Origin of the sequence: Devosia alba, assembly GCF_039938915.1 — a bacterium.
Lineage (GTDB): Bacteria > Pseudomonadota > Alphaproteobacteria > Rhizobiales > Devosiaceae > Devosia > Devosia alba.
This window is the reverse complement of the sequence record NZ_JBDUUI010000006.1, coordinates 136,302-163,234: the sequence shown is the minus strand read 5'-3', so window position 1 is coordinate 163,234 and position 26,933 is coordinate 136,302. Positions and strand designations below refer to the sequence as shown.

The 26,933-nt window shown below is 60.7% G+C and carries 28 protein-coding genes; 11 read left to right on the top strand and 17 right to left on the bottom strand.

Features of this window, described 5'->3' with window-relative positions; translation table 11 throughout:
• Positions 1–37: 37 nt before the first annotated feature.
• On the bottom strand, positions 38–805 hold the full coding sequence (locus ABFY71_RS11035; protein ID WP_347946034.1) for a metallophosphoesterase family protein: 768 nt from the start codon (positions 803–805) through the stop codon (positions 38–40).
• Between the two features lie 363 nt (positions 806–1,168).
• On the opposite strand from ABFY71_RS11035, the gene gmd reads away from it, so the two are divergent.
• The 10 genes from gmd to ABFY71_RS10985 all read left to right on the top strand — a co-directional run bounded on the left by gmd (position 1,169) and on the right by ABFY71_RS10985 (position 11,453).
• Positions 1,169–2,236 (top strand): GDP-mannose 4,6-dehydratase, encoded by a 1,068-nt coding sequence (gmd, locus tag ABFY71_RS11030; RefSeq protein WP_347946033.1) that lies wholly within the window; start codon positions 1,169–1,171, stop codon positions 2,234–2,236.
• Positions 2,237–2,239: 3 nt separating this feature from the next.
• Positions 2,240–3,187, top strand: coding sequence for a GDP-L-fucose synthase (gene fcl, locus ABFY71_RS11025; RefSeq protein WP_347946032.1), 948 nt, complete (start codon positions 2,240–2,242; stop codon positions 3,185–3,187).
• A complete protein-coding gene (locus tag ABFY71_RS11020; protein ID WP_347946031.1) occupies positions 3,184–4,431 on the top strand; it encodes a WcaI family glycosyltransferase in 1,248 nt (415 codons plus the stop codon). The genes fcl and ABFY71_RS11020 overlap by 4 nt, the downstream gene beginning before the upstream one ends.
• 26 nt (positions 4,432–4,457) lie before the next feature.
• The gene (locus ABFY71_RS11015; protein WP_347946030.1) at positions 4,458–5,249 is read left to right on the top strand and encodes a class I SAM-dependent methyltransferase; all 792 of its coding nucleotides are present in this window, start codon (positions 4,458–4,460) and stop codon (positions 5,247–5,249) included.
• The gene (locus tag ABFY71_RS11010) at positions 5,246–5,992 is read left to right on the top strand and encodes an FkbM family methyltransferase (protein WP_347946029.1); all 747 of its coding nucleotides are present in this window, start codon (positions 5,246–5,248) and stop codon (positions 5,990–5,992) included. Before ABFY71_RS11015 ends, ABFY71_RS11010 begins: the two co-directional genes overlap by 4 nt.
• A gap of 3 nt (positions 5,993–5,995) precedes the next feature.
• Entirely contained in the window at positions 5,996–6,952 is a 957-nt protein-coding gene (locus ABFY71_RS11005; RefSeq protein ID WP_347946028.1) for a glycosyltransferase family 2 protein, read from the top strand.
• A gap of 9 nt (positions 6,953–6,961) precedes the next feature.
• A complete protein-coding gene (locus tag ABFY71_RS11000; RefSeq protein WP_347946027.1) occupies positions 6,962–8,029 on the top strand; it encodes a 6-hydroxymethylpterin diphosphokinase MptE-like protein in 1,068 nt (355 codons plus the stop codon).
• 28 nt (positions 8,030–8,057) lie between these two features.
• The gene (locus ABFY71_RS10995) at positions 8,058–9,428 is read left to right on the top strand and encodes a hypothetical protein (RefSeq protein ID WP_347946026.1); all 1,371 of its coding nucleotides are present in this window, start codon (positions 8,058–8,060) and stop codon (positions 9,426–9,428) included.
• Positions 9,418–10,215 (top strand): glycosyltransferase family 2 protein, encoded by a 798-nt coding sequence (locus ABFY71_RS10990; protein WP_347946025.1) that lies wholly within the window; start codon positions 9,418–9,420, stop codon positions 10,213–10,215. Before ABFY71_RS10995 ends, ABFY71_RS10990 begins: the two co-directional genes overlap by 11 nt.
• A 65-nt stretch (positions 10,216–10,280) precedes the next feature.
• A complete protein-coding gene (locus tag ABFY71_RS10985) occupies positions 10,281–11,453 on the top strand; it encodes an MATE family efflux transporter (RefSeq protein ID WP_347946024.1) in 1,173 nt (390 codons plus the stop codon).
• On the opposite strand, the gene ABFY71_RS10980 is transcribed toward ABFY71_RS10985, so the two are convergent.
• From ABFY71_RS10980 to ABFY71_RS10965, 4 genes are all read right to left on the bottom strand, one after another.
• Entirely contained in the window at positions 11,450–12,412 is a 963-nt protein-coding gene (locus ABFY71_RS10980) for a phage head spike fiber domain-containing protein (RefSeq protein ID WP_347946022.1), read from the bottom strand. The genes ABFY71_RS10985 and ABFY71_RS10980 overlap by 4 nt on opposite strands.
• On the bottom strand, positions 12,412–12,675 hold the full coding sequence (locus tag ABFY71_RS10975) for a spike base protein, RCAP_Rcc01079 family (RefSeq protein WP_347946020.1): 264 nt from the start codon (positions 12,673–12,675) through the stop codon (positions 12,412–12,414). Before ABFY71_RS10975 ends, ABFY71_RS10980 begins: the two co-directional genes overlap by 1 nt.
• A gap of 73 nt (positions 12,676–12,748) precedes the next feature.
• Positions 12,749–13,726 (bottom strand): NAD(P)-dependent oxidoreductase, encoded by a 978-nt coding sequence (locus ABFY71_RS10970; RefSeq protein ID WP_347946019.1) that lies wholly within the window; start codon positions 13,724–13,726, stop codon positions 12,749–12,751.
• A gap of 3 nt (positions 13,727–13,729) precedes the next feature.
• Positions 13,730–14,407, bottom strand: a complete 678-nt coding sequence (locus ABFY71_RS10965) for an acylneuraminate cytidylyltransferase family protein (protein WP_347946018.1) — start codon at positions 14,405–14,407, stop codon at positions 13,730–13,732.
• A 555-nt stretch (positions 14,408–14,962) separates the two neighbouring features.
• On the opposite strand from ABFY71_RS10965, the gene ABFY71_RS10960 reads away from it, so the two are divergent.
• A complete protein-coding gene (locus tag ABFY71_RS10960; protein ID WP_347946017.1) occupies positions 14,963–15,562 on the top strand; it encodes a HupE/UreJ family protein in 600 nt (199 codons plus the stop codon).
• Between the two features lies 1 nt (position 15,563).
• Here ABFY71_RS10960 and ureG read toward each other — a convergent pair whose 3' ends face one another.
• The 12 genes from ureG to urtA all read right to left on the bottom strand — a co-directional run bounded on the left by ureG (position 15,564) and on the right by urtA (position 26,543).
• Entirely contained in the window at positions 15,564–16,196 is a 633-nt protein-coding gene (gene ureG, locus ABFY71_RS10955; protein ID WP_305579942.1) for an urease accessory protein UreG, read from the bottom strand.
• A gap of 40 nt (positions 16,197–16,236) precedes the next feature.
• Complete coding sequence (locus tag ABFY71_RS10950; protein ID WP_347946016.1) at positions 16,237–16,899, bottom strand: urease accessory protein UreF; 663 nt, start codon at positions 16,897–16,899, stop codon at positions 16,237–16,239.
• On the bottom strand, positions 16,896–17,360 hold the full coding sequence (locus ABFY71_RS10945) for an urease accessory protein UreE (RefSeq protein WP_347946015.1): 465 nt from the start codon (positions 17,358–17,360) through the stop codon (positions 16,896–16,898). The genes ABFY71_RS10950 and ABFY71_RS10945 overlap by 4 nt, the downstream gene beginning before the upstream one ends.
• 28 nt (positions 17,361–17,388) lie before the next feature.
• Entirely contained in the window at positions 17,389–19,098 is a 1,710-nt protein-coding gene (ureC, locus tag ABFY71_RS10940; RefSeq protein WP_347946014.1) for an urease subunit alpha, read from the bottom strand.
• A gap of 51 nt (positions 19,099–19,149) precedes the next feature.
• Entirely contained in the window at positions 19,150–19,455 is a 306-nt protein-coding gene (locus ABFY71_RS10935) for an urease subunit beta (protein ID WP_347946013.1), read from the bottom strand.
• A gap of 4 nt (positions 19,456–19,459) precedes the next feature.
• Positions 19,460–19,762: an urease subunit gamma gene (locus ABFY71_RS10930; RefSeq protein WP_347946012.1), complete on the bottom strand. Its 303-nt coding sequence runs from the start codon at positions 19,760–19,762 to the stop codon at positions 19,460–19,462.
• Positions 19,763–19,772: 10 nt separating this feature from the next.
• Positions 19,773–20,603, bottom strand: a complete 831-nt coding sequence (locus tag ABFY71_RS10925) for an urease accessory protein UreD (RefSeq protein ID WP_347946011.1) — start codon at positions 20,601–20,603, stop codon at positions 19,773–19,775.
• A complete protein-coding gene (gene urtE / locus ABFY71_RS10920; RefSeq protein WP_347946010.1) occupies positions 20,603–21,304 on the bottom strand; it encodes an urea ABC transporter ATP-binding subunit UrtE in 702 nt (233 codons plus the stop codon). The genes ABFY71_RS10925 and urtE overlap by 1 nt, the downstream gene beginning before the upstream one ends.
• A 143-nt stretch (positions 21,305–21,447) precedes the next feature.
• Entirely contained in the window at positions 21,448–22,206 is a 759-nt protein-coding gene (gene urtD, locus ABFY71_RS10915; RefSeq protein ID WP_371136199.1) for an urea ABC transporter ATP-binding protein UrtD, read from the bottom strand.
• Positions 22,207–22,209: 3 nt separating this feature from the next.
• Entirely contained in the window at positions 22,210–23,385 is a 1,176-nt protein-coding gene (gene urtC, locus ABFY71_RS10910) for an urea ABC transporter permease subunit UrtC (RefSeq protein WP_347946009.1), read from the bottom strand.
• A gap of 79 nt (positions 23,386–23,464) precedes the next feature.
• Positions 23,465–25,093, bottom strand: a complete 1,629-nt coding sequence (gene urtB, locus ABFY71_RS10905) for an urea ABC transporter permease subunit UrtB (RefSeq protein WP_347946007.1) — start codon at positions 25,091–25,093, stop codon at positions 23,465–23,467.
• Between the two features lie 163 nt (positions 25,094–25,256).
• The gene (urtA, locus tag ABFY71_RS10900) at positions 25,257–26,543 is read right to left on the bottom strand and encodes an urea ABC transporter substrate-binding protein (RefSeq protein WP_371136200.1); all 1,287 of its coding nucleotides are present in this window, start codon (positions 26,541–26,543) and stop codon (positions 25,257–25,259) included.
• Positions 26,544–26,933: the final 390 nt, after the last annotated feature.

Sequence of the window (26,933 nt, the reverse complement as noted above, 5' to 3'; positions counted from 1 at the left end):
CCTGCCGTGAAACGCCCCACAGCGTGCTGAACGGATGTTAGTGATCGGTGAAAAAAGTCAGCTGCCCGGACGGCTGGATTTTCACCGCCGTCAGTGGCCCGCCGTCATAGGCGCCCGTATCGATCCCGATGCGATAGTCGGTGATGCTCGGTTGGGCCATCGGTGTGTGGCCATGCACCACAACCATCGGCAAGCCATGGGCCTGCGACAGGAAGGGCTCGCGGATCCACAGCAGATCTTCGGCCCGTTGCCGCTCCAGCGCAACGCCGGGCCTGATGCCCGCGTGAACAAAGACAAAGCCATTCGTCGATACGTAATAGGGGCAATTGGCCATAAAGGCGATCTGCTCCTGGGGAACAACCGATTGCAGAACCAGTCCGCGCGCCGGGCCCGAAAGCCGCTCGAAATTGTCGGGATCGACACCATAGGACGCCAGCGTCTCCCGGCCACCCCAGCTTAGCCATTCCCCGCAGGCGGCAGGCTTGCCGATGGCCGCGAGAAACGCCGCTTCGTGGTTCCCACGCAGACAAATGCGCCGGAAGCCGCGCGGCGCGGGACGCATCAGCCACTCAAGCGTGCGCGCCGAAGCGGGACCTCTGTCAACATAATCACCCAGGGTGATGATGAGCTTTTCGCCTGCAACAGACTCGGCATCGGCGACGATGCGGGCCTCAAGATGCTTGAGCTTGTCGAGACACCCGTGAATATCGCCAATGGCGTAAATCACTGCCGGTGGCTGGGACAGATGTACACCAAGTGGATTTGCGCCGGGCGACGCATGCCCGCGTCCAAACATGCCAAACATCGATCCATCCCCGAGCGCGATACAGTCAATCGCGCCGTGCTGCCAGTCCCAGTATTGACGGAGCGCCAGGACTTTCACAACCCCGACCGACAATCATGACCGTGGCGGGTTTCCTGCATGCGGCGCCGGGTCAAATGCAGGCGAAGATTGGACAATGCCATCACCGCCGCAGAACCCAACCTGCCGGAAACGACACCACAGCCATGATACGTGACGATGGCGCAAGCCACCAATGCAATTATACCCTCCGCTCGCTCGCAGTTTTAGTGTATTGATCGAACAGGCTTTCGTCACTCTACAGTGGACGAGGTACATTGCGCAGTTCCATCATATTGTCATAAATGTTTGTTGGATAAGAACTGAATGACCTTGAGAAAAGTAGCTTTGGTTACCGGCATCACTGGCCAGGACGGCGCCTATCTTTCGCGGCTTCTGCTGGACAAGGGGTATATCGTCCACGGCATCAAGCGTCGGTCGTCTTCATTCAACACCGGCCGCATCGAAGATATCTACCAGGACCCGCACGAAACCGACCCCCGGCTTGTTCTGCACTATGGCGACATGATCGACTCGACCAATCTCATTCGCGTCGTTCAGGAAACGCAGCCCGATGAGATCTACAATCTGGCAGCCCAGAGCCACGTTCAGGTGTCGTTCGAAACCCCCGAATATACTGCCAATGCTGATGGCATCGGCACGCTGCGCCTGTTGGAGGCGATCCGCATACTGGGCCTCGAGAAAAAGTCCCGCTTCTATCAGGCCTCGACCTCCGAACTGTACGGCCTGGTGCAGGAAACGCCGCAGCGCGAAACCACGCCGTTTTATCCGCGCTCGCCCTATGCCGCTGCCAAGCTCTATGCCTACTGGATCGTGGTAAACTACCGCGAGGCCTATGGCATGCATGCCAGCAACGGCATCCTCTTCAACCATGAGAGCCCCCTGCGCGGCGAGACCTTCGTTACGCGCAAGATCACCCGCGCCGTCGCGGCCATCAAGCTGGGCAAGCAGGAACGGCTCTATCTCGGCAATCTCGACGCCAAGCGCGACTGGGGCCATGCCAGGGAATATGTGGAAGGCATGTGGCGCATGCTGCAGCAGGACGTTGCCGACGACTATGTGCTGGCCACCGGCGTCACCACTGCCGTCCGCGATTTCGTGCAATGGGCCTTTGAGGAGATCGGCGTCACGCTGGAATGGCGCGGCACCGGGATCGCGGAAAAGGGCGTCGATGCGGCAACCGGCCGGGAGCTGGTCGCCGTGGATCCACGCTATTTCCGTCCCACCGAGGTGGAATTGCTGCTGGGCGATCCGACCAAGGCCAGGGAAAAGCTGGGCTGGGTCCATACGACCCCGATCCGTGATCTGGCACGCGAAATGGTTCAGGCCGACCTTGAGGTCATGCAGACCGACGCCGTGATGAAGGAAGCCTGATCGATGTATGACCTCGCGGGCAAGTCGGTCTGGGTCGCCGGTCACCGGGGCATGGTTGGCAGTGCCGTCGTGCGGCGTCTGGCCCGTGAAGACTGTACGGTGATCACGGCTGGGCGCGACGCTGTCGACCTCAAACGCCAGGCCGAAGTGGAAGTCTTCCTGCGCGATACGCGGCCCGATGCGATCGTCATGGCAGCGGCCAAGGTCGGCGGCATTCTCGCCAACGAGACCTATCCGGCCGATTTCCTGTACGACAATCTCATGATGGAGGCCAATATCGTGGCTGCCGCTCATGCCAATGATGTCGGGCGCCTCCTGTTTCTGGGATCGAGTTGCATCTATCCAAAGCTTGCGCCGCAGCCGATCCAGGAGAGCGCCCTGCTCACAGGCCCGCTCGAAGAAACCAACGAATGGTACGCCATTGCCAAGATCGCCGGCATCAAGCTGGCCCAGGCGTATCGGCGCCAATATGGGCGCGACTACATATCGGCCATGCCCACCAATCTCTATGGGCCGGGCGACAATTTTGATCTTCACTCAAGCCACGTCGTGCCGGCGTTGATGCGCAAGGCTCATGAAGCCAAATTGCACGGGGATCGCCAGCTCGTCGTCTGGGGCACTGGCACGCCGCGGCGCGAATTCCTGCACGCCGACGATTGTGCGGACGCACTGGTCTTTCTGCTCAAGACCTATTCCGGCGACGAACATGTCAATGTCGGCTCGGGCGAGGATCTGACCATTCTGGCCCTGACCGAGATGGTCTGCGATGTGGTGGGCTTCCAAGGCGAGATCGTCCACGACCTGAGCAAGAAGAACGGTACGCCGCGCAAACTGATGAGCGCCGACAAGCTCCGTGCCCTCGGCTGGCAGCCGCGCATCGGCCTGCGGCAGGGTCTGGCCGCGACGTATCAGTGGTTTCTCGAAAACCTGGCCGAGGAACCAGTCCCGTGAAGGTCCTCATTCTCGGACTCAACTACGCGCCGGAGCGTGTCGGCATCGCGGTCTACACCGCCGGGATGGCCGAGATTCTGACTGAGCGTGGTCATCAGGTCGAGGTTGTGGCCGGCCAGCCTTATTATCCGGAGTGGCGCGTCCGGCCGGGCTATTCCCGCTTCTGGTACAGCGCAACCGTGGAAAACGGCGTGCGCATCACGCGTTGCCCGCACTATGTACCCTCCCGGCCAGGTGCAGCACGCCGCATCCTGCACTATCTGAGCTTTGCCCTGACCAGCTTGTTCCCGACCCTCTGGGCCGCGCTCACCAGACGCCCCGACATCGTTGTTGCGGTGGCGCCAGCGCTGGCTGCCGCGCCGGTTGCACGCATCGCAGCGCGGCTGTGCGGGGCCAAGGCATGGCTGCATATTCAGGACTTCGAGATCGACGCCGCCATTGGTACCGGGCTGGTTTCCGGCTCCGGTTCACTCGTCCGCCTGGCCCGGGCCGTCGAGCGCGGCATTTTGGGCAGCTTCGACACGGTCAGCACGATTTCCCCGCAGATGTGCCGCAAGCTTCACCACAAGGGTGTAGCGGCCGACCGCATCTTTGAATTCCGCAACTGGGCCGATCTGGGCAATATTGCGCCGCTACGTCGACCATCGGCCTTTCGCCAACGCTGGGGTATCACCACCCCCTATGTTGCGCTTTACTCCGGCAATATCGCCAACAAGCAGGGGCTGGAGATTATCGTGCAAGCGGCTCGGCGGTTGGCGCATCGGACCGACCTGACCTTTGTCATCTGCGGCGACGGGACCAGCCGGGCCAACCTCGAGACACAGGCTGCGGGCCTGACCAATCTGCAGTTTCATGGCCTTGAGCCGCATTCGGAACTGAACGAGCTGCTCGCGCTGGCCACGGTGCACCTGCTGCCTCAGCTTGCCGGCGCGGCAGGCGCCGTCCTGCCCTCAAAGCTCACCAATATGTTGGCCTCGGGCCGTCCGGTGATTGCCACTGCCGCTCCCGGCTCCGACCTGGCAATTGAGATCGATGGTTGCGGCATCGCCACCCCGCCCCAGGATGCCGAGCAGTTTGCCGCTGCCATCGAGCAATTGCTCAACGACGCCGATCTGCGGCATGAATTCTCCCAAGCCGCCTATGCCCGGGCCCTGGAACGATGGAGCCCGGCATCCATCTTCGCCAATTTCGACCGTGCCCTGCATGCATTGACAGGGCTCGCGACCGAGTTCCGGAGCGCGTGATGACCCAGACACACCAGGCTCAAGCCATGGCGACCAAGGACCAGACCACTGAGCGGGATGCCGCCGGGCCCCGCGGCATCATGCAGATCATCTACCCCGAAGTTGACGTCGGTGGCTTCAGCCGCGTCGATGGCATCGTGCATTTTTACCAGCGGGTGAATGCGCTGGTGCAGCCGACCGATACCGTGCTCGACATCGGCGCCGGCCGCGGCCAGAACCATATCGAGGACCCCTCTGCCTACCGTCGCCACCTCATCGGCTTCAAGGGACGGGTCGCCAGGATGATCGGGCTGGACGTCGACGAGGTCGTCCTGACCAATCCGGCCCTCGATGAGGCCCATCTGATCAAGGACAACAAGTTCCCTCTGCCCGATGCCAGCGTCGATGTCGCCTTCGCCGACTGGACCCTGGAACACATCCCCGATCCGGCTGCCTTTAGCCGCGAGGTTCACCGTGTGCTCAAACCCGGCGGCTGGTTTTGCGCCAGAACGCCGAACAAGTGGGGATACATCAGCGTCGCCGCACGCTTGATACCGGAAAGGCTGCACGATCTCGTGCTTGGGTGGGCCCAGCCCGATCGCGAACAGAAGGACGTGTTTCCCACGCACTATCTGCTCAATACACGGCGGGACATCGAGCGTCATTTCGATCCCGGGCATTGGAAGGTCTACATTCACTGCCACACCAACGAGCCCGCCTATTTTGGCAAGTCGGTGTTCATGTGGCGCCTGGCGCAGCTCATGTTCTGGCTCACTCCGTCGCCCATGGGGGCCGTTCTGATGATCTATATTCAGAAGCGCGCCGAGGCCGACCTATGAGCCGCCTTGCCAAACTCGGGGCCCTGGCCCTTTATCCCGCGACCTGGCCGGCCTTGATCGCGACGCGCACCGCTGCGGCCGTCGAGCATATGCAGATGCTGCAGCGCATCCGGCCCGATACGGTGATCGATGTGGGGGGCAATAAGGGCCAGTTCGCCCTGGCCGCCCTCGCCGCCGGCGCCAGCCGCGTCGTGTCCTTCGAACCGCTGGCAAGCGAAGCCGACCTGTTCGTGCGCAATCTGGGCAGCGACAGCCGGGTGACGTTGCATCGCTTTGCCCTGGCCGAGGCGGCCGGCGAAGCGACCTTCCACGTCGCCGATCGGCCGGACAGCTCGTCGCTTCTGCCCATTGGCGCCGGCCAGACCAGGGCCTTCAGCGTCGCCGAAGCCAGCACGCAGACCGTGCAGCTGCGCCGCCTCGATGAGGTGCTGCAGCCCGAAACGCTGCAGGGCACCACCCTGCTTAAGATCGACGTACAGGGCGCCGAGGCCCGGGTGATTACCGGCGCCAGCGGTCTCTATGGCGCCATTCGCCATGTCTATGCCGAGGTGGCCTTTGTCGAACTCTACGCCGGTCAGCCGCTGGCCGGTGAACTGATCCGCATGCTCGATGACGCCGGTTTTGCGCTGCGCGGCGTCTATAATGTGGTGCAATCGCCCAGCTATGGCCCGACCCAGGCCGATCTGCTGTTTGAAAACCGGGCCATGGCCGCTGCGCCGGCCCGCGACGCGCGGGGAGCCTGATCCATGCCGGCCGTTTCTGTTGTCATCCGCTCCTACAACGAAGAAAAGCACATCGCCAAGCTGCTGACCGGCATCCGCTCGCAGACGCTGGACGATGTCGAGGTGATCCTGGTGGATTCCGGCTCGACCGATCACACGGTTGCCCTTGCCGAGCGTGGCGGCGCCCGCATCGTGCATATCGCCAAGGAGGAGTTCTCCTTCGGGCGGGCGCTGAACCGGGGCTGCGCGGCGGCAAGCGGCGATATCCTGGTGTTCGCCAGCGCCCATGTCTATCCGCTGCGCAAGGATTGGCTCGAACACCTGGTGGCGCCATTGGCCGATCCGCAGGTGGCGCTGTCCTATGGGCGCCAGGTTGGCAATGAGTGCACGAGGTTTTCCGAGCATCAGGTGTTCGAGGCCTGGTTTCCCGCCGTTTCCACGCGCCGCCAGCCGCACAATTTCTGCAACAACGCCAATTGCGCCATCCGCCGTCAGGGCTGGCAGGAGCGGCGCTATGACGAGGTGCTGACCGGGCTGGAGGATCTGGCCTGGGCCCGGCTGGCCCGCCAGCAGGGTGGCCATATCGCCTATGTCGCCGAAGCCGCTATTGCCCATGTGCATGAAGAGACCTGGTCGCGCATCCGCAACCGCTACCGCCGCGAGGCCATGGCCCTGCGCCAGATCGAACCCTCGATCCGCTTCGGCCTGGCCGATTTCGTCGGCCTGACCACGTCCAATATCGTGTCCGACCTCAAGGCCGCCGCCCGCCAGCGCCAGCTGCGCCAGCAATGGGCCGAGATCGCCCTGTTCCGCTTCAACCAGTTCTACGGCACCTGGCGCGGCCACGCCGCCCCGGGCGCGGTGGACGGGGCGCTGCGGGAGCGGTTTTACTATCCCGCAGAAACGCAACCCGACAGTGCCGCAGTCAGCTCGAACGGGACACCTTCGACGCTCACGGCCAACATCGAATATAAGAGCTAGGAACAGATCGTGGTTTCAATTGATCAGACCGTGACAACTGCCTTCTCCAGTAGCGAGCCATCAATGCAAAATCTTGCTGAACTAGCCGGACGCTACCAAGGGCGCCAATGCTTCATTTTGGGAAATGGCCCTAGCTTAAACAAGACCCGATTGGACAATCTAAAGAACGAATTTACGATTGGCCTCAACCGAATATATCTCAAATTCCCAGATATGGGATATGCCACCAGTGCAATATGTTGCGTCAATGATCACGTGCTACGGCAGTTCGGAAAAGAGATCGTCCAACAGCCCGGCCTGAAGCTGCTGAGCAGCAAGGCGGCCGCGTCAATAGAACCCGATTCCAGCACGGTATTTATGCAATCGGCGGCTGGCATCGGCTTCAACACCGACCTATCAAATCATACTTGGTACACTGGAGCCACAGTAACATACTGCGCTTTGCAGTTTGCGTATCATCTTGGTTTTTCTGAGGTTGTTCTGCTTGGCGTGGACCATAATTTTGCATCTTCGGGACGGCCTCACCTAGAGTCGGCAGCCAAAGGTCCCGATATCAATCATTTTGATCCAAGCTACTTCGGAAAAAATGTAATTTGGCAATTTCCTGATCTGGTCGAGTCTGAACTAAACTTCGCAGTAGCACGCGAGGTGTTCCGGGTAGGTGGCCGTAACATCTATGATGGCACCGTCGGCGGCAAACTCATGGTATTTCCTAAAATCGGCGGGTTTTCGACCGAGGCATCTGAACCTCCACTCACTCCAACCGAGTCTGAGGCTATGGACATACCAATTGTTGTCGGTAAACGCCCCCTGGCGGAATTTTTGCTTAACGGGAGGCTGCGCAAGTTCCTAGTTCCTTTCGGTGTAGCGGCCTTCGCCATTGGTTCTTTTTGGCTACTCCTACAAATCGTAAGCGATGACCGACTTCTCCCACTCCTACTAGCTCTGTTTTTAATGTTCGGAGGATTATCGGTGGTAGCGGTGAATGTCGCGCTGGATAAGGTTACTGAGATGACCCGCCAGCGCAGACTTAAAGATGGCCAAACACTGATTCAGATACTGAAGCTCATCCGCTGAACCCGGCACTATAAAGGGCCGCTGCTGAATGCCAATTTACTTGCTTTGTCTCGCTGTATTCTGGGCTGCAACGCGTCACGCGACGTCTGGAATTCATCGCCAAGGCATTTGGGACCCAATAGTACTTTACCGCCGCGTGCTACTCGCCATCAGCCTCTTGTGGCTATTGCCTCTATCTCAGCGCGATCCCGCTATTCAATATTGGTGGTTCACATTCTATTTTTTGGCCGCTGGTGCGAGTATATTGGGGTGGACTTTGGGTTCCAGAATAAAATTTACGCGCGTCAACATAGGCCTTTCAGCACTACAATCGGGCCGCTTGTTTTTCCTTTTCGCGCTCCCGTTTATATTGCTCTACCTGGGTACCGGGCAATTTTTTGTCGATGTTTCTAGGCTGCTTTCGTCCAGCGTTTCCGAAATCCGGGCCGAACACTGGGAGAGTTTTGGAGCGGCTACCGCTTTAGACGCATTGGTGTACCTTGCGAGCTATGTCGCTATACCATTTGCGCTTTCATGGAGCGTGATGCGTTCAAGATCCCTGGCCTACTTCGGGTCGTTACTGGCATTCTGTCTCATCATGGTTTTGGCTCTTTCCGATGCATCGAGAACTGCAATTATCTTTTATTCGTTTGTTGTAATTCTTGCGTCGCTACAAAAACATAGCGGATCAGTTGCCGGAAACATCCAAAGAAATTATCTTATGTTCTCTGTGTTTATAATTCTATCTGCGGTAGGATTGTATTACTTTCTATATGTATATTTTATTGAAAGGGTTCCGGATCTTGCGGATAGATTTCCGTATTATTACAGAAATATTGCGGGAGAATTTCCATCTGCGTTTCTTTTGAATTTGAGTGATCGGTCGGGGGGTGTTGCTGGTATTATTGCGGCGAGTGCTAGCTATTTTTCATCAACACTGACCTTCTTTGAGAGGTTTATGCGGGAGCATGAATCTTGTCGCTGCCTTTATGCGTTCGGGGCATATAATTTTAGTATCTTGGACCTGTTTGGTCTTACGGACTGGATTTCGGTGCGAGCGGGTATTACTGAGTTTTGGAGTTTGCGCGGCCCCAGTACGAATCCTTGGGCCTCCTCCTACCGAGACTGGTTCATCGATTTCGGCAGCTTAGGTGCGCCAGTATTTGGTTTCGCTATGTTTGCACTCCTCGGAGGCGTATGGCGAATGGCCGCAAATAGATCCGACGGTCTTGGGCAGTTTGCCGCCACCTACATATGCGCATTCATAATGGTCGTGCCGCTACTAAGCCCGCTCTTCATGCATGGGTTTTCTATACCTCTTTATATCATTGTTTTCTTCGTAGTTTGTTCAAGGCCATCAGCTGTTGCTTCCAGCAGTAACTCCGTGCTGGCCACCTTGAAAGAACGTCATGATGCGTGATTTAGGAAAAGGGGCCGCCGCATTGCAGGCTCCGGGGCCGTTAGTGACCGTTATAACGGTCACATTCAATGCTGCTGAAACCATTCAAGATACGCTAGACACCTTAGCTCAACAGGAGTTCCGTGAGTTTGAGCTGGTGGTGGTGGACGGAGCTTCAACAGACGAAACGGTGGACATTATTCGCAGAAATGGCGAAGCCCTGCCTTGCATCAACTTGTTATCGGAGCCCGACTGCGGTCTCTATGACGCCATGAACAAGGGAATAGCCAGAGCCCACGGTCAGTATGTCATCTTCATAAACTCTGGGGACGGACTGGCGGATGCACACGTCTTGGCTGATTTTGCTCAGCTTCTTTCTATGAGCCAGCAGGCGCCTACAATAGTCTATGGCCACACATTAATTGAGTTCCAGAATGGAAGCGTGTTCTTGAGACGCGTTCGGAACCTAGAGTACATCTGGCATGGCCAGCCCACGCTACACCAATCGGTATTTTTCAGCCTTGCAGCGCATCAGAGGCACCGTTACCCCTACGAGCGGTACAAGATCTCGGCAGACTATGCCGTGATGGCGGAGATGCAATTAGAGGAAACTGCCCGAACGCTTTTATGGGATCGTGTTGTGTCAAGATTTTCAAACAACACCGCCAGTGTCAGCAATCGAAATCTATGGTCGAGGATAAGCGAGGCGTGGAGTATCCAGAGAACGATCTTGGGTGTGCCTCTGCCTCACCGCGCTTTCAGCGCCGTTCGGCGTCTCGCTACAAATTTGTACTATAATTATCGCTAGCCATGCCTCCTATTGTGGCACTGATATCGATGGTTGGTGGGAAGGTGGCCGGAGCGTTGTTGGTCATGTCGTCGACCATCATTGCTTCGCGCGTGCTTACCCTATCTGACTTCGGAACTATATCTCTGCTTCTGGCCGCGGCTACATTTGTAGCGGCGGTGTTGGATTTTGGCTCGACGATATATGTTCGTAAGCACAGTCGGACTTTTCTTATGGGGTCTCGTCTGCGCGTTCGGCGAGCTCTCGGAGCTACGGCGATTGACATCGCCGCTAGAGGATTAGCCGTCCTGCTCGTTCTTGTGATGTTGGCCTTGGCCGTCCGGGCATATCCAGACAAGTGGCTATATGTTCTGGTTGCTCCCATCGGCATGGGCTTCGCTTTTGAACTCTTGTTGAGCGAAACTCTGAGATCCCGGCGATGGTTTGTGACGGCGGAGTTCGTAGCCGGAGGGATGCGGCAGTCTATATATATCGTCGTTCTCGTCATTGCTGCGATGACGGGGTTAACGATCGCACCGTTGGCAACTTTATACGCAGCCGCGATGGTTCTCAGCACTGCGGCCGCGCTGACATTCGGAGCCAAGGCCAGGCTGCCGCCTTACTTTTGGAGAAGAGTTCAAATTAGTCGCCCGCGTGTTGCGGAGCGGTTCCGCTTTTTCATCGTAGGGGCGTTAAACATTCTTCTCAACCAAACGCCACTCTTGCTTGCAGGAGTTATGTCCTCTGTAGAGACGGCTGGCGTAGTGCGAGTTTCACTGGTCTTCGGGATGGTGATGCAGCTAGGTGTCGGTAGTCTCGCTATGTACTACTCCCCCAGAATAGGAAGAGGCAGTCTAAGTGAAGTTCAGCAAGTGGCTCGGCAGTCATCACGTATCGGACTAATCGGGCTCCCTGTGGCAGGGATTGGTATTATTCTGGTCCCTCCGGTAATCTACATGCTGTTTGGATCAGATTTTAAAGAAGCTGTTCTAGGGGCGCAGGTCCTGATTGCAACATACGGTCTGATTAGCATATTTGGCGCGTACGGACAGATAGTACTTTTGCGCGGCGGAGAATGGGTTGCGATTTTGTCTGTTATAGTCTCGCTTTGTGTGACCGCTTTGCTGGCCTTGGTTTTAGTCCCCCACTTGCCCGTCACGGGCTATGCGATGGCGTACGCCGGAGGATTGATGACTTCCTATGTAATCGCGGCGCTCGTCGGCCCCAGAGCCGTTGCTGTTAGGCCCGGCCCATTCTAGGTGCACCAAGCCTGGCAAAGTCGGACGGAGGTCGGCACCTCATAGGGCTGTGTACCATCGATGACTTCAATTGGCCCATCCTCAAAGGTCAACGAGGCAAACTCTGCGCTCGTCGGCACCTGCAACAGCAAAACGTCTACTGCACGTACGTGAACGTCTGCGAATGTGATTATTGGAGAACTTGCCACCTCGCCGGCCTCAACTTGCCCATGCAATGCCCAAACGTTGGTACCCAAGCTAACTGCAAGTGCGCCATTGCCATCACACAGGTAAAGTCGAAACGCGGGCGTGATCGTTGCGCTGGTGCTCACCGTCATCCCCACCTGATACTGCGCCGCCCCCAGCACCTCAATCGTCGCCGCTCCCGCGAGCACGATCTCGCTCCCCACGCCGCTCGTGCTTCCCACCGCCCCCGTGGCCAGGTTGAACCATACGGTCTGCCGGTGCAAAAAATCGGCGGTCGTGGCCATCAGCGCCACCCAGTCCGAGTTTGCCCGCTCCACGATCATCGAGAAGGTGTAGGGCAGGCCCGGCACCACGGTCTGGCTGCTGGCGCCGGCGAAGGCGCCGTTGATGTTGCTGGAGCTCGCGGTGATGAGATCGGCGCTCATCGTTCCGTCAATGCCCAGCCGTCCGTTCGGGGTTACCGCCGCCCGGACCAGGCCCCAATGTTCGAACCAGCTCGAATTGAGCGCCGTGTTCTGGCGCTCCGGCTCGAGCAGGATGCCGCGCTCGGTAATGCACGGGACATCGACGCCGAAACTGGTCCAGCGGCCATCCCGCCCCTGGGCAATCTTGCTGCTGGCGCGGGTGAACGAGAAGGCCTGGCTCGCCGGGATGAGCTGGCCGTCGCGCATATAGAGCCCGCGCGTGAAATCGGCGGCGTAGCGAGCCCCGGCGGGCCACCAGGGCGCAATCGGAGCGCGGGCTGAGGCCAGGCTGATGGCGCTGCCCAGCATCAGAGCAACCCCACCAGATCGGTGGCCGTGGTGCCGGTGGCCTTGATGCGGCGGCAGCGGACCGGCAGCACCGTGCCCGATTGCACATTGAGCAGGCTGGCTTCGCTGCCGCCGGCAAAGACAATGGCGAGGTTTCCCCCGCTCCCCACATAGAGCGCCCGCGTGACCTCGTCCAGATCGGCGCCGTCATGGGGCGTGATGGCAAAGGCGTGGTCGGCAGGGGCGGTCAGCCCCTGGGCATGGTCGGCAAATCGGTCTGGCATCGCGGCCCTCGCAGCATCAGTGACAATGCGAGCCAGCATAAGCGCGCGCCCAGGGCCGGGGATAACTTGGCTGTCAGGCCACCCGGTTCCACCCGGCCAGCCGGTCGGCGCCAATGCCGAGCATGGCCATGGCGATATCGACGCTGATCCGGTTGGTCCGCTCGATAGCCTCACCCGTGCTCGAGCCCGAATGGGTGCCAAACAGGCAATTGTCGAAGCCGCGCAACGGGCTGTCGGCGGGCAGGGGCTCCACCTCGAAGACGTCGAGCCCGGCCGAACCGACCTGCCCCGATTGCAGCGCCGCGATCAGCGCGGTTTCCGCCACGATCGGCCCGCGGGCCACATTGACGAACATCACGCCCCGCCGCATCCGTGCGAAGGCCTCGGCGTTGAACAGATGGGTATTTTCCGCCGTCAGGTTGCACGCCACGATGATGATATCGGCCTGCCCTATCACGGTCTCGAACGGCTGCTGCACAGCGCCCACCGCGGCGAGCAATGCCGGATCAATCGGCACCACATCCGATCCGGTCACACGCAGGCCAAACGCCGCGCCGCGGCGGCAGATTTCGCGGCCGATGCCCCCGAGCCCGACGACGCCCAGCGTCTTGCCGGCCAGCGAGGTCCCCTCATAACGCGTCCATCGCCCCGCCCGCACCTCGCGGTCCATCTTGTGGATGTGCCGGGCGAGGTTGAGCACGTGACCGAAGGCCAGGTCCGCCACTTCGTTCGAGAACATTCCCGGCGTGTTGAACACCGGCAGACCGAGGCGTGTCGCCACCGGCTTGTCGACATTGTCCGTGCCGATACCCCAGCGGACCAGACCGCGCAGGCGCCCCCGGACACCCGCTTCCAGCACCGGGCCACTGAGGTCGTCATCGCCGGCAATGGCGGCGTCAGCTTCGGGCAGCATCGCGGCCATTTCGGCGGCGTCGAACTGCTGCCCCGCAAGGGTCGGCACCCAGGGCTCGATGCCATGGGATCGTAGTTCCGCGTCATAGCGGCCGATATGGCGCTGCAGGTGCCCGCACGTGACCAGGAGCTTTTTCATCGCCTACCCCTTCATCCGGGTAGAACGAAAGATCGCCTCGGCGACGTGGAAGTTGATTTCTTCGTCGATGTCTTGCGCCTCGAACGGGTCCATTTCCAGCATGAACGGCCGATTGCCGATGCGGTTCTGGCGCTCCAGCAGGGTGCGTTTTTCGAAGATATAGAGGCACGAATTCTCGTTGAAGATCGGCGGCAGATCCTGCGTGCGCAGCAGGATAGCGGGGTTGTGGTTGATCGCCCGCGCCAGTTGATCCCACAGCCGTGTCTGCAGACGGGTTACCGAAAACAATGAATCGTTGATCGGGTAATGCTCGAAGAAGGTGTCGACGGCGCGCTTCAACGTTTCAGCCGACAGCAGCGGATTGGTCGAGTGCGTCTGCAGGTAGAACTCGCTGTCGACGATGCTGACATCGTGCATCAGCACATTGTTCATGGGTGTGGTGCCGGCGCGCAGATGCTCGGGCCGCTCCAGCACAATGACCTGCGGATAGTCGCGCTGGCAGATCTCCATGACCACCGGCGAGTCGGTATTGATAACGACCTGGTCTATGCCATCCGTGCTCACCAGCACGTCCAGCATGTGCTGGAACAGCGGGCGGCCATCGCCAAACGACCGATAGTTCTTGCCTTTGATACGTTCGGAGGAATGCCGCATCGGCATCAGGGCGACGAGTTTGTGCAATTGTCCTGCCATCCACTATTCGACTGAGGGGTGTTCCGCCAGGTTGCCGGGCGCCAAGGCAGTTTATCTGTGGCGGGTCGCATTGAAATTCCTTGCAGCACCAAGAACGGGCCTGTCCATCCTTGCTGGGCCAGATGTCGATCGAATGACTTCCGATGCCCAGCGTGAAGGTAGCGGCGTCTCCAGTATTAAAAGAATACTACTCCTTAAGCGCTGGCCCGTGCTTTACGTAGGGGTAGATCATACAGTAGCGGTGGGAAAACCGAGTGTAAACGCACATTCCGCTGCCCGCCGCAACTGGGTTGCAGCGGAACTTTACCAGTATAGATTTAGGCAAGTTCAGCAAACCGACTGGACGCGGGCCGGGCCGGCCATCACTTTCTGCCTGCACGGACTTTGCCGTGGCAAGGCGCCGTCGGTCCGGGAATAAAACAGGCATAGTGACCAATATGAAGGCAATTTGACAAATTGCCGTTATATCCAGCAAACTGCTGTTGCGCGGGACATGCCGACGGTAGGGCGTTGCTCGCCGCGAGCAATAAATGGAGTGCAGGAATGGCGGCCAGACTGTTGAGAATTTCGATCATTGGCGTGGCGCTGGCCATCATGCCCACGGCAGCCTTCGCCCATTCGGGAGATGGCAGCGCCGGTTTCATCCACGGCATGGTTCACCCGATGTCGGGGCTGGATCACATCCTTGCCATGCTGCTGGTGGGCATGCTGGCCTTCCGGCAGGGCGGTCGTGCACTTTGGCTGGTGCCGGGCAGCTTCATGCTGGTTATGGCTCTGGGCGGTGCGCTGGGAGCCGCCGGCATCCCGGTCCCCTCGGTGGAACTGGGCATTGCCCTGTCGGTGGTCGTGCTCGGTCTGGTGGTGGCACTTGGTATCAACGCGCCGGTGGCGGCAGCCATGGGACTGGTGGGGTTGTTCGCGATATTTCATGGCCACGCGCATGGGGGTGAAATGCCGGTGCAGGCAACCGGCCTGGCCTATGGTGCTGGCTTCCTCATTGCCACGGCGCTGCTGCACGCCGGTGGCATTCTTGCCGGCTCCCTGCTTGGCCGGCTCAGCAGGCGCTATGGCGCGATGGCGTCGCGCACTGCCGGTGGCCTCGCTGCCATGGCCGGCGTGGGGCTGCTGACCGGCGTGCTATGACCTATTGAGCGGCCTGGGTGCTGCTCAAGCCGCCGGCTTTCTCGATAAAGGCGATGATCACCTCGAGGCTGTCGCGCCGCAGCAGATCGGTAAACACATAGGGGCGCCCCGCGCGCACCTTTTGCGTATCGCTTTCCATCACCGCCAGGCTGGCGCCCACATGGGGGGCCAGATCGGTATGGGTGATCACCAGCAGGTCCGAGCGGGCGATGGCCGGTCCGCCCTTGCGCGGGATCTTTTCGCCTTGCGCCACGGAGATGACATAGAGCGTCATATCGGCCAGATCGGGCGAAAATGTCGCCGCCAGATTATCGCCGCCGCTTTCGATCAGGATGATGTCGAGATCGGGAAAGCTGCGGTTGAGGCCGGCAATCGCCGCCAGGTTCAGCGAGGCATCCTCGCGAATGGCGGTATGCGGACAGCCGCCGGTTTCCACCCCGACAATGCGGTCCTCCGAGATCGCCTGCGCGCGCGCCAGGATCAGCGCGTCTTCCTTGGTGTAGATATCGTTGGTCACCACGGCCATCGAATAGCGGTCGCGCATCGCCTTGAGCAGCATTTCGCACAGCGTGGTCTTGCCCGAGCCTACCGGGCCGCCAATACCGATGCGCAGCGGTCCATTGGGGGATTTCATAGCAACCTCGCATGCGTGATGGATGGGTAATTGGTGTCGATCATGAGCGGAAAATCCGCGTCGGCAAAGTCTCATGCGCCATTTGCGCAATGTCGGTGGCGTAGGCCATGCTGCCAATATCGTCGAGGCTGGCGGACTGCGCCTGCCCCACGACCAGCGCGATGGCAGGCTCCAGCGCTGCCATGATGGCCAGGCCATCGTTCTGGCCAATCGGCACCAGCCGTACCGCCACCGACACCTGCCCATGCACCAGCGCAGTCAGGAACGCGGTCAGGCTTGCCTCCAGCGCGATCCCGTGCGCCCCGGCCACGGCGCCAACAGCGACCGGATAGGGGCAGGGCTGCGGCAGCAGCCCATAGACCGGCGCTGGCCAGGCCTTGGCCGCCATGGCAAATGCCTCGCCGGTGGTGACCGCCTCGTCATGGCGCTCGCGCGCCGGGGTCAATGCCAGACACAACTCAGCCAGGTCGCGCAGGGCCGGCGCGTTGTCCGCCCAGCGATGCGCATGGGCGAGCAGGATGGCATCGGTGCGCATGCCACCATGTGCCAGATTGCCAGCGATCCAGTCCTGCGTTGTGACGCGATCCCGCACCGCGCGCGTCACAATGGCCGTCTCCAGTCCCGCCGACCAGGCGAACGCGCCCACCGGAAACGCTGGTGACAGCCAGGTCAGCAGCTTCTGCAGGTCGCCCGTCGCAGTCATCGCGCCAACAGGGCGTGGCCGGGCGTTTCATGGCTATGATAGGCGCCATGCTCGGCAAAAAATGGTTCGCGCACGGCGGTGATCCGCGCGCCCAGCCCCTCCAGCATCGGCTTGAGTACATGGTCGGCTTTGATCAGGATGCGATCGGCCTCAAGCTGCGCTGCAGTGTGGCGATTGCCGATATGCCAGGCCAGCCGGACCAGATGTCCACTATCGCGCCCGTGCACAGCATAGAGCTGTTCGGGCGCTGCAATGACCGCCACCAGCCGCCCATCATCGAGCTGCAGGGCGCCCTCGTGTTCGAGCGTTATGGTCTGGAGAAAATCCACCATCACCTCACCACCACCGCGCAGGGTCAGCAGCTTGCGCCGCAGCCGCCGCGCGTCGTGCTCAAGCTCGACACCATCGAATGGCGTGCCCTGGTTGTGGCCGGCAGGCAGGTGGGAGACGGCGCGCAGCATGGCTTTGCCTTTTCGGAGTGGTCTGGTTCTAGAACAGGAAATAGCGCTGCGCCATCGGCAGCACGGTTGCCGGCGCGCAGGTCAGCAATTCGCCATCGGCGTGCACTTCATAGGTTTCCGGGTCGACATCGATCTGCGGCGTCGCCGAATTGTGGATCATCGCCGCCTTGCCGATGCCGCCGCGCGTATTGGCAACGGCCACCATCTGCTTGTCGACGCCCAGCTTTCCGCGCAGCCCATCGTCGAGCGCCGCCTGCGAAACAAAGGTCACCGACGAGCTGGTGCGCAGCTTGCCATAGGCCCCGAACATCGGCCGGTAATGCATGGGTTGCGGCGTGGGGATCGACGCATTGGGGTCGCCCATCGGGGCCGCCGCGATCGAGCCACCCAGCAACACAAGTTCCGGCTTCACGCCGAAAAAGGCCGGGCTCCACAGCACCAGATCAGCCCGCTTGCCCACTTCCACCGAGCCGATATGGGCGCTCATGCCATGGGCAATCGCCGGGTTGATGGTGTACTTGGCAAGGTAGCGCTTGACCCGGAAGTTATCGTTGTCGCCGGTTTCGCCGGCCAGTTTGCCGCGCTGCTTTTTCATTTTGTCGGCGGTCTGCCAGCAGCGGATCAACACCTCCCCGACCCGGCCCATCGCCTGGCTGTCCGATGAGATGATCGAGAGTGCGCCGATATCGTGCAGGATGTCCTCGGCCGCGATGGTTTCCTTGCGGATCCGGCTTTCGGCGAAAGCAACATCCTCGGGAATTGACGACGACAAATGGTGGCACACCATCAGCATGTCGAGATGCTCGGCAATGGTGTTGACCGTGTAGGGCCGCGTCGGATTGGTCGAAGAGGGGATGACATTGGGCAGGCTGGCGACCTTGAGGATGTCGGGGGCATGCCCGCCGCCCGCCCCTTCGGTATGGAAGGCGTGGATGGTGCGGCCCTTGAAGGCGGCGATGGTATCCTCGACAAACCCGCTTTCGTTGAGCGTATCGGTGTGGATCATCACCTGCACATCATTGGCGTCGGCCACCGACAGGCAATTGTCGATGGCGGCAGGGGTGGTGCCCCAATCCTCATGCAGCTTGAGGCAGGATGCCCCCGCCAAAATCATCTCTTCCAGCGGCGCCGGCAGCGACGCATTGCCCTTGCCCGCCAGCGCCAGATTCATCGGAAACGCGTCGAAACTCTCGATCATCCGGCCAATATGCCAGGCGCCCGTGCAGGTCGTGGCCAGCGTACCATGCGCCGGGCCGGTGCCGCCGCCCAGCATGGTGGTGACGCCGCTCATCAGCGCCTCTTCGATCTGTTGCGGGCAGATAAAGTGGATATGGGCATCCATCGCCCCGGCCGTAACGATGCGGCCTTCGCCCGCGATCACTTCGGTTGACGGGCCGATGACAATGCTGACACCGGGCTGGGTATCGGGATTGCCGGCCTTGCCAATGGCGTGGATGCGTCCGTCGCGCAGCCCGATATCGGCCTTGTAGATGCCGGTCACGTCCACGATCAGCGCATTGGTGATGACCGTATCCACCGCCCCTTCGGCCCGCGTCCGCTGCGACTGGCCCATGCCATCGCGGATCACCTTGCCGCCGCCAAACTTGACCTCCTCGCCATAGGTGGTGAAGTCTTTCTCCACTTCGATGAACAGCTCCGTATCGGCCAGCCGCACGCGGTCGCCGGTGGTCGGGCCGTACATGTCGGCATAGGTGGCGCGGGAAATGCGAGCGGGCATGGCAGGCTCCGTCTGACTCAGTGGTCGAATGGCTGATGGCACGATTGGGGTCTAGAGCGGCCCCATGATCTTCTGGCGGAAACCGTAAACGATCCGCGCGCCCCCCAGCGGCACGAGCTTCACATCGCGCGCCTGGCCCGGTTCGAACCGCACCGCCGTGCCGGCGGCAATATCGAGCCGCATGCCGCGTGCCGCTTCGCGATCAAAGCGCAGGCCGGCATTGGTCTCGTAGAAATGAAAGTGCGAGCCGACCTGAATGGGTCGATCGCCGGTATTGGCGACTTCCAGGGTAATCTGGGTCGCGCCTGCATTGAGTTCAATCTCGCCGGATTTTGGGATGATTTCGCCGGGAATCATGGGCTCACCGAATGGGTTCGTGCACGGTCACCAACTTGGTGCCGTCGGGGAAAGTGGCTTCGACCTGGATATCGGCGATCATCTCGGCAATCCCCTCCATCACCTGGTCGCGGCTGATGACATGGGCGCCCGCCTCCATCAATTCGGCCACCGGGCGGCCGTCGCGCGCGCCTTCCACCACAAAGTCGGTGATCAGCGCGATGGCTTCTGGATGGTTGAGCTTGACCCCGCGCTCCAGCCGCTTGCGCGCCACCATGGCGGCCATCGAGATCAGCAATTTGTCTTTTTCGCGCGGCGTCAGGTTCATGTGGCTATTCCTAGAGATGCCAGAGGCGCGGCAGGCTGCCCGCCGCCGACAGTTCGGCAATAATGGGGACGATCATGCGGCGCAGCGCCAGGCCGGATTCGGCCATCGCCCGGACAATCAGGCGCTCGCCCATGGCGCTAGCGGCGATGCGACCCGTGGTGGGCAGCAGCGCCCGAACCGTTTCGAGTCGGCGCTCGGCCAGGGGAGCGATATGCACGATGGTGGCAAAGGCGCAGGCGCCGTCGAGCAGCGATGCGGCACCGCGCTCGCTGCCGGTCCCGGTCAGCTGCGTGGCCTCGGCATGAATCAGTCGACCATTGCGACGCACCCGCCAATTGTCGCGCAGCTTGGCATCAAGGGCGAGCTCGCCCATGGCATCGCGCCCCAGCAGAATGGCTTCAACAGCGGTCAGGCTGGCGCCTTCGGCCAGATCAATGTCGATGCGGCGGTTGAGCTGGCTGCTGGCAAACAGCATGGTTTCCTGCGGCAGCCAGTCGAGATGAGCCGCGGCGCCGATGCTGAGCCGGGTGTGCACGCTGGCCGGATCGCCCAGCGAGCGATAGATGCGCTCGCAGGCCTGGGTGGTCAGCACGGCCTTGCCCTCGGCTGCAATCTCAGCGGTCCAGTCCATCCGGTCGCCGCCGGTCAGGCCGCCTGCCGTGTTGATCAGCACCGCCTCAAGCGCATTAGAATGGGTGTGCGGCAGGCGGATCTTGGCGCAGCCATCCTGATAGAGGCGATCGATGACGGTGACACCCGCGCGCAATTTGGTCGCGATGCGGCCATTGCCGCGCGCACGCTGCATCATTGCTGGCAGTTGGAGGGCGAGTGTAGCGTTCATCAAACCATCAAATGGCGGCGTACTGCGGGCAGGTCGAGATCGCTCGCCGGTCCCGCATGCTGGATTTCGCCGCGATCCATCACATAGATATCGTCGGCGATTTCGCGGCAGAAATCCAGAAATTGCTCGACCAGAAGAATGGTCATGCCTTTCTCGTCGCGCAAAAATTGCAGCGCCCGGCCAATGTCCTTGATGATTGAGGGCTGGATGCCTTCGGTCGGCTCATCAAGCACCAGCACCTTGGGTCGGGTGACCAGCGCCCGGGCAATGGCCAATTGCTGCTGCTGGCCACCCGAGAGGTCGCCACCGCGCCGGCCGAGCATCGATTTGAGCACGGGGAAAAGCTCGAAGATGTAAGGTGGAATAGTCCTGTCGGCACGGGGCAGACCGGCATAGCCGGTTTCGAGATTTTCCTTCACCGTCAGCAGCGGAAAGATTTCTCGGCCCTGCGGCACATAGCCAATGCCCATGCGGGCGCGCTTGTAGGGCGGCGACTTCTTCAGCATTTCGTCACCGAAGCGGATCTCACCGGCCGTGATGTTGCTAATGCCGGTGATGGCGCGCAGCGTCGAGGATTTGCCGACGCCGTTGCGGCCGAGAACGGCCGTGATGCGGCCGGGCTTGCAGGTGATGGAAACCGATTTGAGCGCCTGGGCGGCGCCATAGTGCAAGTCGATCGCATTGATGGTGAGGGCGGTCATTGTTTGCCTTCTTTCTTCTCCCTTCCCCTTGTGGGGAGGGTGGCCCCGAAGGGGTCGGGTGGGGAGTCACGAGCACGGTGTTGGTGACCCGCTCCCACCCTTGATCCCGCCCCACAAGGAGCAAGCGACTGCGTAGCTGGTGCTCATCGTCCCAGATACCTTTCGATGACAACCGGATTGGCGCTGACCTGATCCAGTGTTCCCTCTGCCAGAACCGCGCCTTCAGCCAGACAGGTGACGCGCGAGCCCAGTTCGCGCACGAAGCTCATGTCGTGTTCGACCACCACGACCGAGCGGGTCTTGGCGATCTCCCTGAGCAGCTTGGCGGTTTCGACCGTTTCACTGTCGGTCATGCCAGCGACGGGTTCATCGACCAGCAGCAGCTTGGGGTCCTGCGCCAGCAGCATGCCGATTTCGAGCCATTGCTTCTGGCCGTGGCTGAGGTCGGCGGCGAGCTCGTCCTTGCGGGGCAGCAGGCGGATGGTCTCCAGAATTTCGGTGATGCGATCAATATCGGCCTGGTCTGCGACGTAGAACAGCGCTGAAAACACCCCGCGCGGCTTTTTCAGCGCCATCTCGATATTGTCCCAGACCGTCTGGCTCTCAAACACGGTGGGTTTCTGGAACTTGCGGCCAATGCCCAGATTGGCAATGGCCGCCTCGTCCAGTTTGGTCAGATCGGTCCGTCCGTCGAACAGCACCTGGCCGTCGTCAGGCCGGGTCTTGCCGGTGATGATGTCCATCATCGTGGTCTTGCCCGCGCCATTGGGGCCGATAATGGCCAGCATTTCGGCAGGGTGGACGATGATCGACAGCTTGTTGATGGCCTTGAAGCCATCAAAGGAAACCGAGACGCCATCGAGATAGAGCATGGTGCCAGTCTTGTCCGCCATTGCTGTCATGGCTTACTCCGCCGGCTTGGGTTGGGGATCGACACCGGCTTCGACCTGTATCGGCGTGGGCGCGTCGCGGTCGTGCTGTTCGCGCCTGGTGGTGGCGGTACGGTACTGCCCGATCAGCCCGACTATGCCCTTGGGCAGGAACAGGGTGGTGACGACGAACAGCGCGCCAAGGGCGAAGAGCCAGTATTCGGGAAAGGCGCCGGTGAAATAGGATTTGCCGACATTGACCAGGATGCCGCCGATGATCGGCCCGACAATCGTGCCGCGGCCGCCGACGGCAGTCCAGATCACCACCTCGATGGAATTTGCCGGCTCGAATTCGCTTGGGTTGATGATGCCAACCTGCGGCACGTAAAGCGCCCCCGCGATCCCGGCGATCACGGCCGAGACGACGAAGGCGAACAGTTTTACATATTCGACGCGATAGCCGAGGAAACGTGTCCGGCTTTCGGCGTCGCGCACCGCCACCATGACCTTGCCGAGCTTGGAATTGACAATCATCGAGCAGGCCAGCACGGCGAGCGCCAGGGCGATGGCCGAAGCGGCGAACAGCGCGGCACGGGTTGTCGTGGCCGAGATGGGCTGGCCGAGGATGTCCTTGAAGTCGGTCAGCCCGTTATTGCCGCCAAAGCCCATATCGTTGCGGAAAAAGGCCAGCAACAGGGCGTAGGTCATGGCCTGGGTGATAATGGAAAGATAGACGCCGGTGACGCGGCTGCGGAAGGCCAGGAAGCCGAAGACGAAGGCGAGCAGGCCGGGCACAACCACGACCATCGCCATGGCGAACCAGAAATTGTCCATGCCCATCCAGTACCAGGGCAGTTCCTTCCAGTTCAGGAACACCATGAAATCGGGGAGCGTGGGATTGGCATAGACGCCGCGCGTGCCGATCTGGCGCATCAGATACATGCCCATGGCGTAGCCGCCAATGGCAAAGAAGGCGCCATGACCGAGTGAGAGAATGCCGCAATAGCCCCAGACCAGATCGAGCGCCAAAGCGAGCATGGCGAAGATGAGGTATTTGCCCAGCAGCGGCACGGCATAATTGGGCAGGTGCAGCGGATGGCCCTCTGGCAGCACCAGATTGGACATCGGTACCGCGATGGCGACGACCAGCAATATCGAGACCAGCCAGATGGCCTTCTTGTCCAGCGCGCGGAACAGGGCTTGCGTCAGCATGGATTGATACCTCCGGCCGTTGGCTCCCCTCCCCTCAAGGGGGTGGGAAGGACGACTGCGACATTGGCGTCAGACAAAATCATGCTTCGACAGACCTTCCCTTGAGCGCGAAGAGCCCGCGGGGACGGCGCTGGATGAACAGGATGATAAGGACCAGAATGATGATCTTGCCCAGCACGGCCCCGGCATAGGGCTCGATGAACTTGTTGGCGATGCCCAGCGTCAGCGCGCCGACCAGGGTGCCCCACAGATTGCCAACGCCGCCGAACACCACGACCATGAAACTGTCGATGATGTAGCCTTGGCCCAGATTGGGTGAAACATTGCCAATCTGGCTCAGCGCCACGCCGGCGAGGCCAGCGACGCCCGAGCCCAGACCAAAGGTCAAGGCGTCAACCAGCGGGGTGCGGATGCCCATGGCCGAAGCCATGCGGCGGTTCTGCGTCACGGCGCGCATGTGCAGGCCAATGGCGGTATATTTCAGCACCAGCAGCAGGGCGGCAAACACCATGGCGGCGAAAATGACGATGTAGAAGCGGTTCCAGGTGATGGCGAGCCCGCCCAGATCGAACGAGCCGGACATCCAGCTCGGATTGCCCACTTCACGGATATTGGCAGTGAAGATGCGCTGCACGGCCTGCTGGATGATCAGCGACAGTCCCCAGGTGGCCAGCAGGGTTTCCAGCGGTCGACCATAGAGAAAGCGGATGACGCCGCGCTCAATGGCGATGCCGATCAGGGCCGTAACCAGGAAGGCCAGCGGCAGGGCGATGGCCAGCGACCAGTCGAACAGGCCCGGGAAATTCTGCCGGATGATCTCCTGCACCACGAAGGTGGTGTAGGCGCCCAGCATGACCATCTCGCCATGCGCCATGTTGATGACGCCCATCACGCCAAAGGTGATGGCCAGACCGATGGCGGCCAGCAGCAGCACTGAACCAAGCGAAATGCCGAACCAGACGTTCTGGGCAACATCCCAGACGGCCCGGTCGCGGGCGAGGCCCTCAATGGCGGCATCAATTGCCGGCACCACCTCGGTTGGGGCGCTGCCTCTTGCATTGGTCAGGACATTGAGCGCGTCCCGGCCACCGATATCGCGCAGGACAGGGATGGCGGCCTGCCAGTCGGCGAGCGTGGCGTCGGGCGATTTGACGATAATGGCGGCGCGGGCCTGTGCCATCACCAGGGCGATGGCGGGCTGTGTTTCGGCGGCCATGGCGCTGTCGAGCAGCTCAAGATTTTCAGGATCCGCGTCGCGCAGGATCGACTGGGCGGCAGCAAGGCGGACATCATCCTTCTGGCTGAGCAGCGTCATCTGGCCAATGGCCGTACGCAGGGTGCGCCGCAGGTTGTTGTTGACCTTGACCTTGCCGAGCTTGGCCTCGGCCAGTTCGGGCAATTCTGCGCCGTTTATCGGGTCGGTGCGGGCGCCCTTGCCACCGGCATTGGCGGTAAAAACGACCTTGCCCGAGGTGTCCTCGACATAGAGTTCGCCATCGAGCAGCACGCGCAGCACGGGCACGGCCCGTGGATCGCCGGTCGCGACCAGTGCGGCAATGGCCGCTTCGCGATCCTTGAAGCTGCCCGGCGCGAGGGCATCGACCAGCGCGGAAAGCTCGTCATCCGCGACCTGGGCGTGGGCTGGAACGGCCATGGCTGCGGTGCCGAGAAGCATCATCACAATGATGAGGTGTCTGAGAAGCGCCATGGCGGCCCCGATCTGGTCAGAAACTCGATGTCATCCCGGACGTGATCCGGGATCCATTTTGGGATCGCAGGATGGCCCCGGCTCGAAGCCGGGGCGACACCGTGCTTGTTGAAGCAGCAGTGATGAGGGCGAACCCGTCGCCCTCATCGGTGTTATCAGAATGCTAACTTGCCGCCGCGACGTCGCCGCCACACATCTTGGTTTCGGTATTGTAGTTGCCGCACGAGATCGGCGCGGTCCAATCGGCCTCGATCATCTTGGATTCGGGCAGGAAATCGGACCAGGCATCACCGGGGACGAGATCGGATTCCGAGACGACTTCGAACTGACCGTCAGCCTGGATTTCCCCGATCAGCACCGGCTTGGTGATGTGATGGTTCGGCAGCATGGTGGCGACGCCACCGGTCAGGTTCGGGGTTTCCAGCCCGATAATGGCGTCGAGCACGGCATCGGTATCGGTGGTGCCGGCCTTTTCAACAGCCTGGACCCAGAGGTTGAAGCCAATGACGGTGGCTTCCATCGGATCGTTCGTCACCTTGTCCGGATTGCCCATGAAGCTCTGCCAGGCTTCGATAAAGGCGGCGTTTTCCGGGACATCGACGGACTGGAAGTAGTTCCAGGCAGCCAGGTGGCCGACCAGCGGGGTGGTGTCAAAGCCGGCGAGTTCTTCTTCACCGACCGAGAAGGCGACGACCGGGATGTCCTCGGCCTTGATGCCCTGGTTGGCGAGTTCCTTGTAGAACGGCACATTGGCGTCGCCATTGATGGTCGAGACAACGGCGGTCTTCTTGCCGGTCGAGCCGAAGCTCTTGATGTCCGAGACGATGGTCTGCCAATCGGAATGACCGAAGGGCGTGTAGTTGATCATGATGTCTTCTTTGGCCACGCCCTTGTCCATGAGGTACTGCTCAAGGATCTTGTTGGTGGTCTGGGGATAGACATAGTCGGTGCCGGCGAGGACCCAGCGCTCGACGCCTTCGTTTTCCATCAGGTAATCGACGGCGGGAATGGCTTGCTGATTGGGCGCCGCACCGGTGTAGAACACATTGCGCTGGCTCTCTTCGCCCTCATACTGCACGGGGTAAAAGAGAATGGAGTTCAGTTCCTCAAACACCGGCAGCACCGATTTGCGCGACGATGAGGTCCAGCAGCCAAACACGGCGGCGACGCCATTGACGGCAATCAATTCGCGGGCCTTTTCGGCAAAGAGTGGCCAGTCGGAGGCCGGATCGACCACCACGGCTTCAAGCTGCTTGCCCAGCAATCCGCCCTTCTTGTTCTGCTCCTCGATGAGGAACAGCATGGTGTCCTTCAGCGTGGTTTCGGAAATGGCCATCGTGCCTGAGAGAGAATGCAGCACGCCAACCTTGATCGTTTCATCCTGAGCCAGGGCCGGCACGGCCATCGCTCCCATAGTCATCGTCACGCCAAGCCCCAGGCCAGCAATCATCCGGTTTACGGCTGTCATGTTGTCTCCCAACAGTGTGTGGTTGCACCGCCGGAAAACTTGCAAACCCCATGCCAAGGCCGATCGAAAGGCTAAGTCGTTGGGTTTTATGGCGTTTGAGAGTGCGGTCTATATACGCCGCTGCACCATCTTCGAACTAACGCCCAAAATTTAGGCATCATCGCCTACTAGGCCTAAAATATGCGCATCGGCAGTGCGGGCGTTTTGTGCACTCTGCCTGGCAAGCGCCGGACTGGTCAGACTAGCCAGCTCCCTTCGTGGCCCGCGGCAGGAATATCTCGCATGATGCAACGCCGCCGGCCAGAACCGCGCCAGCAGTGCCGCCAGGACCGCAGAATGTCGTTGCCGCCAAGCTTTGATACGGCATGGTCA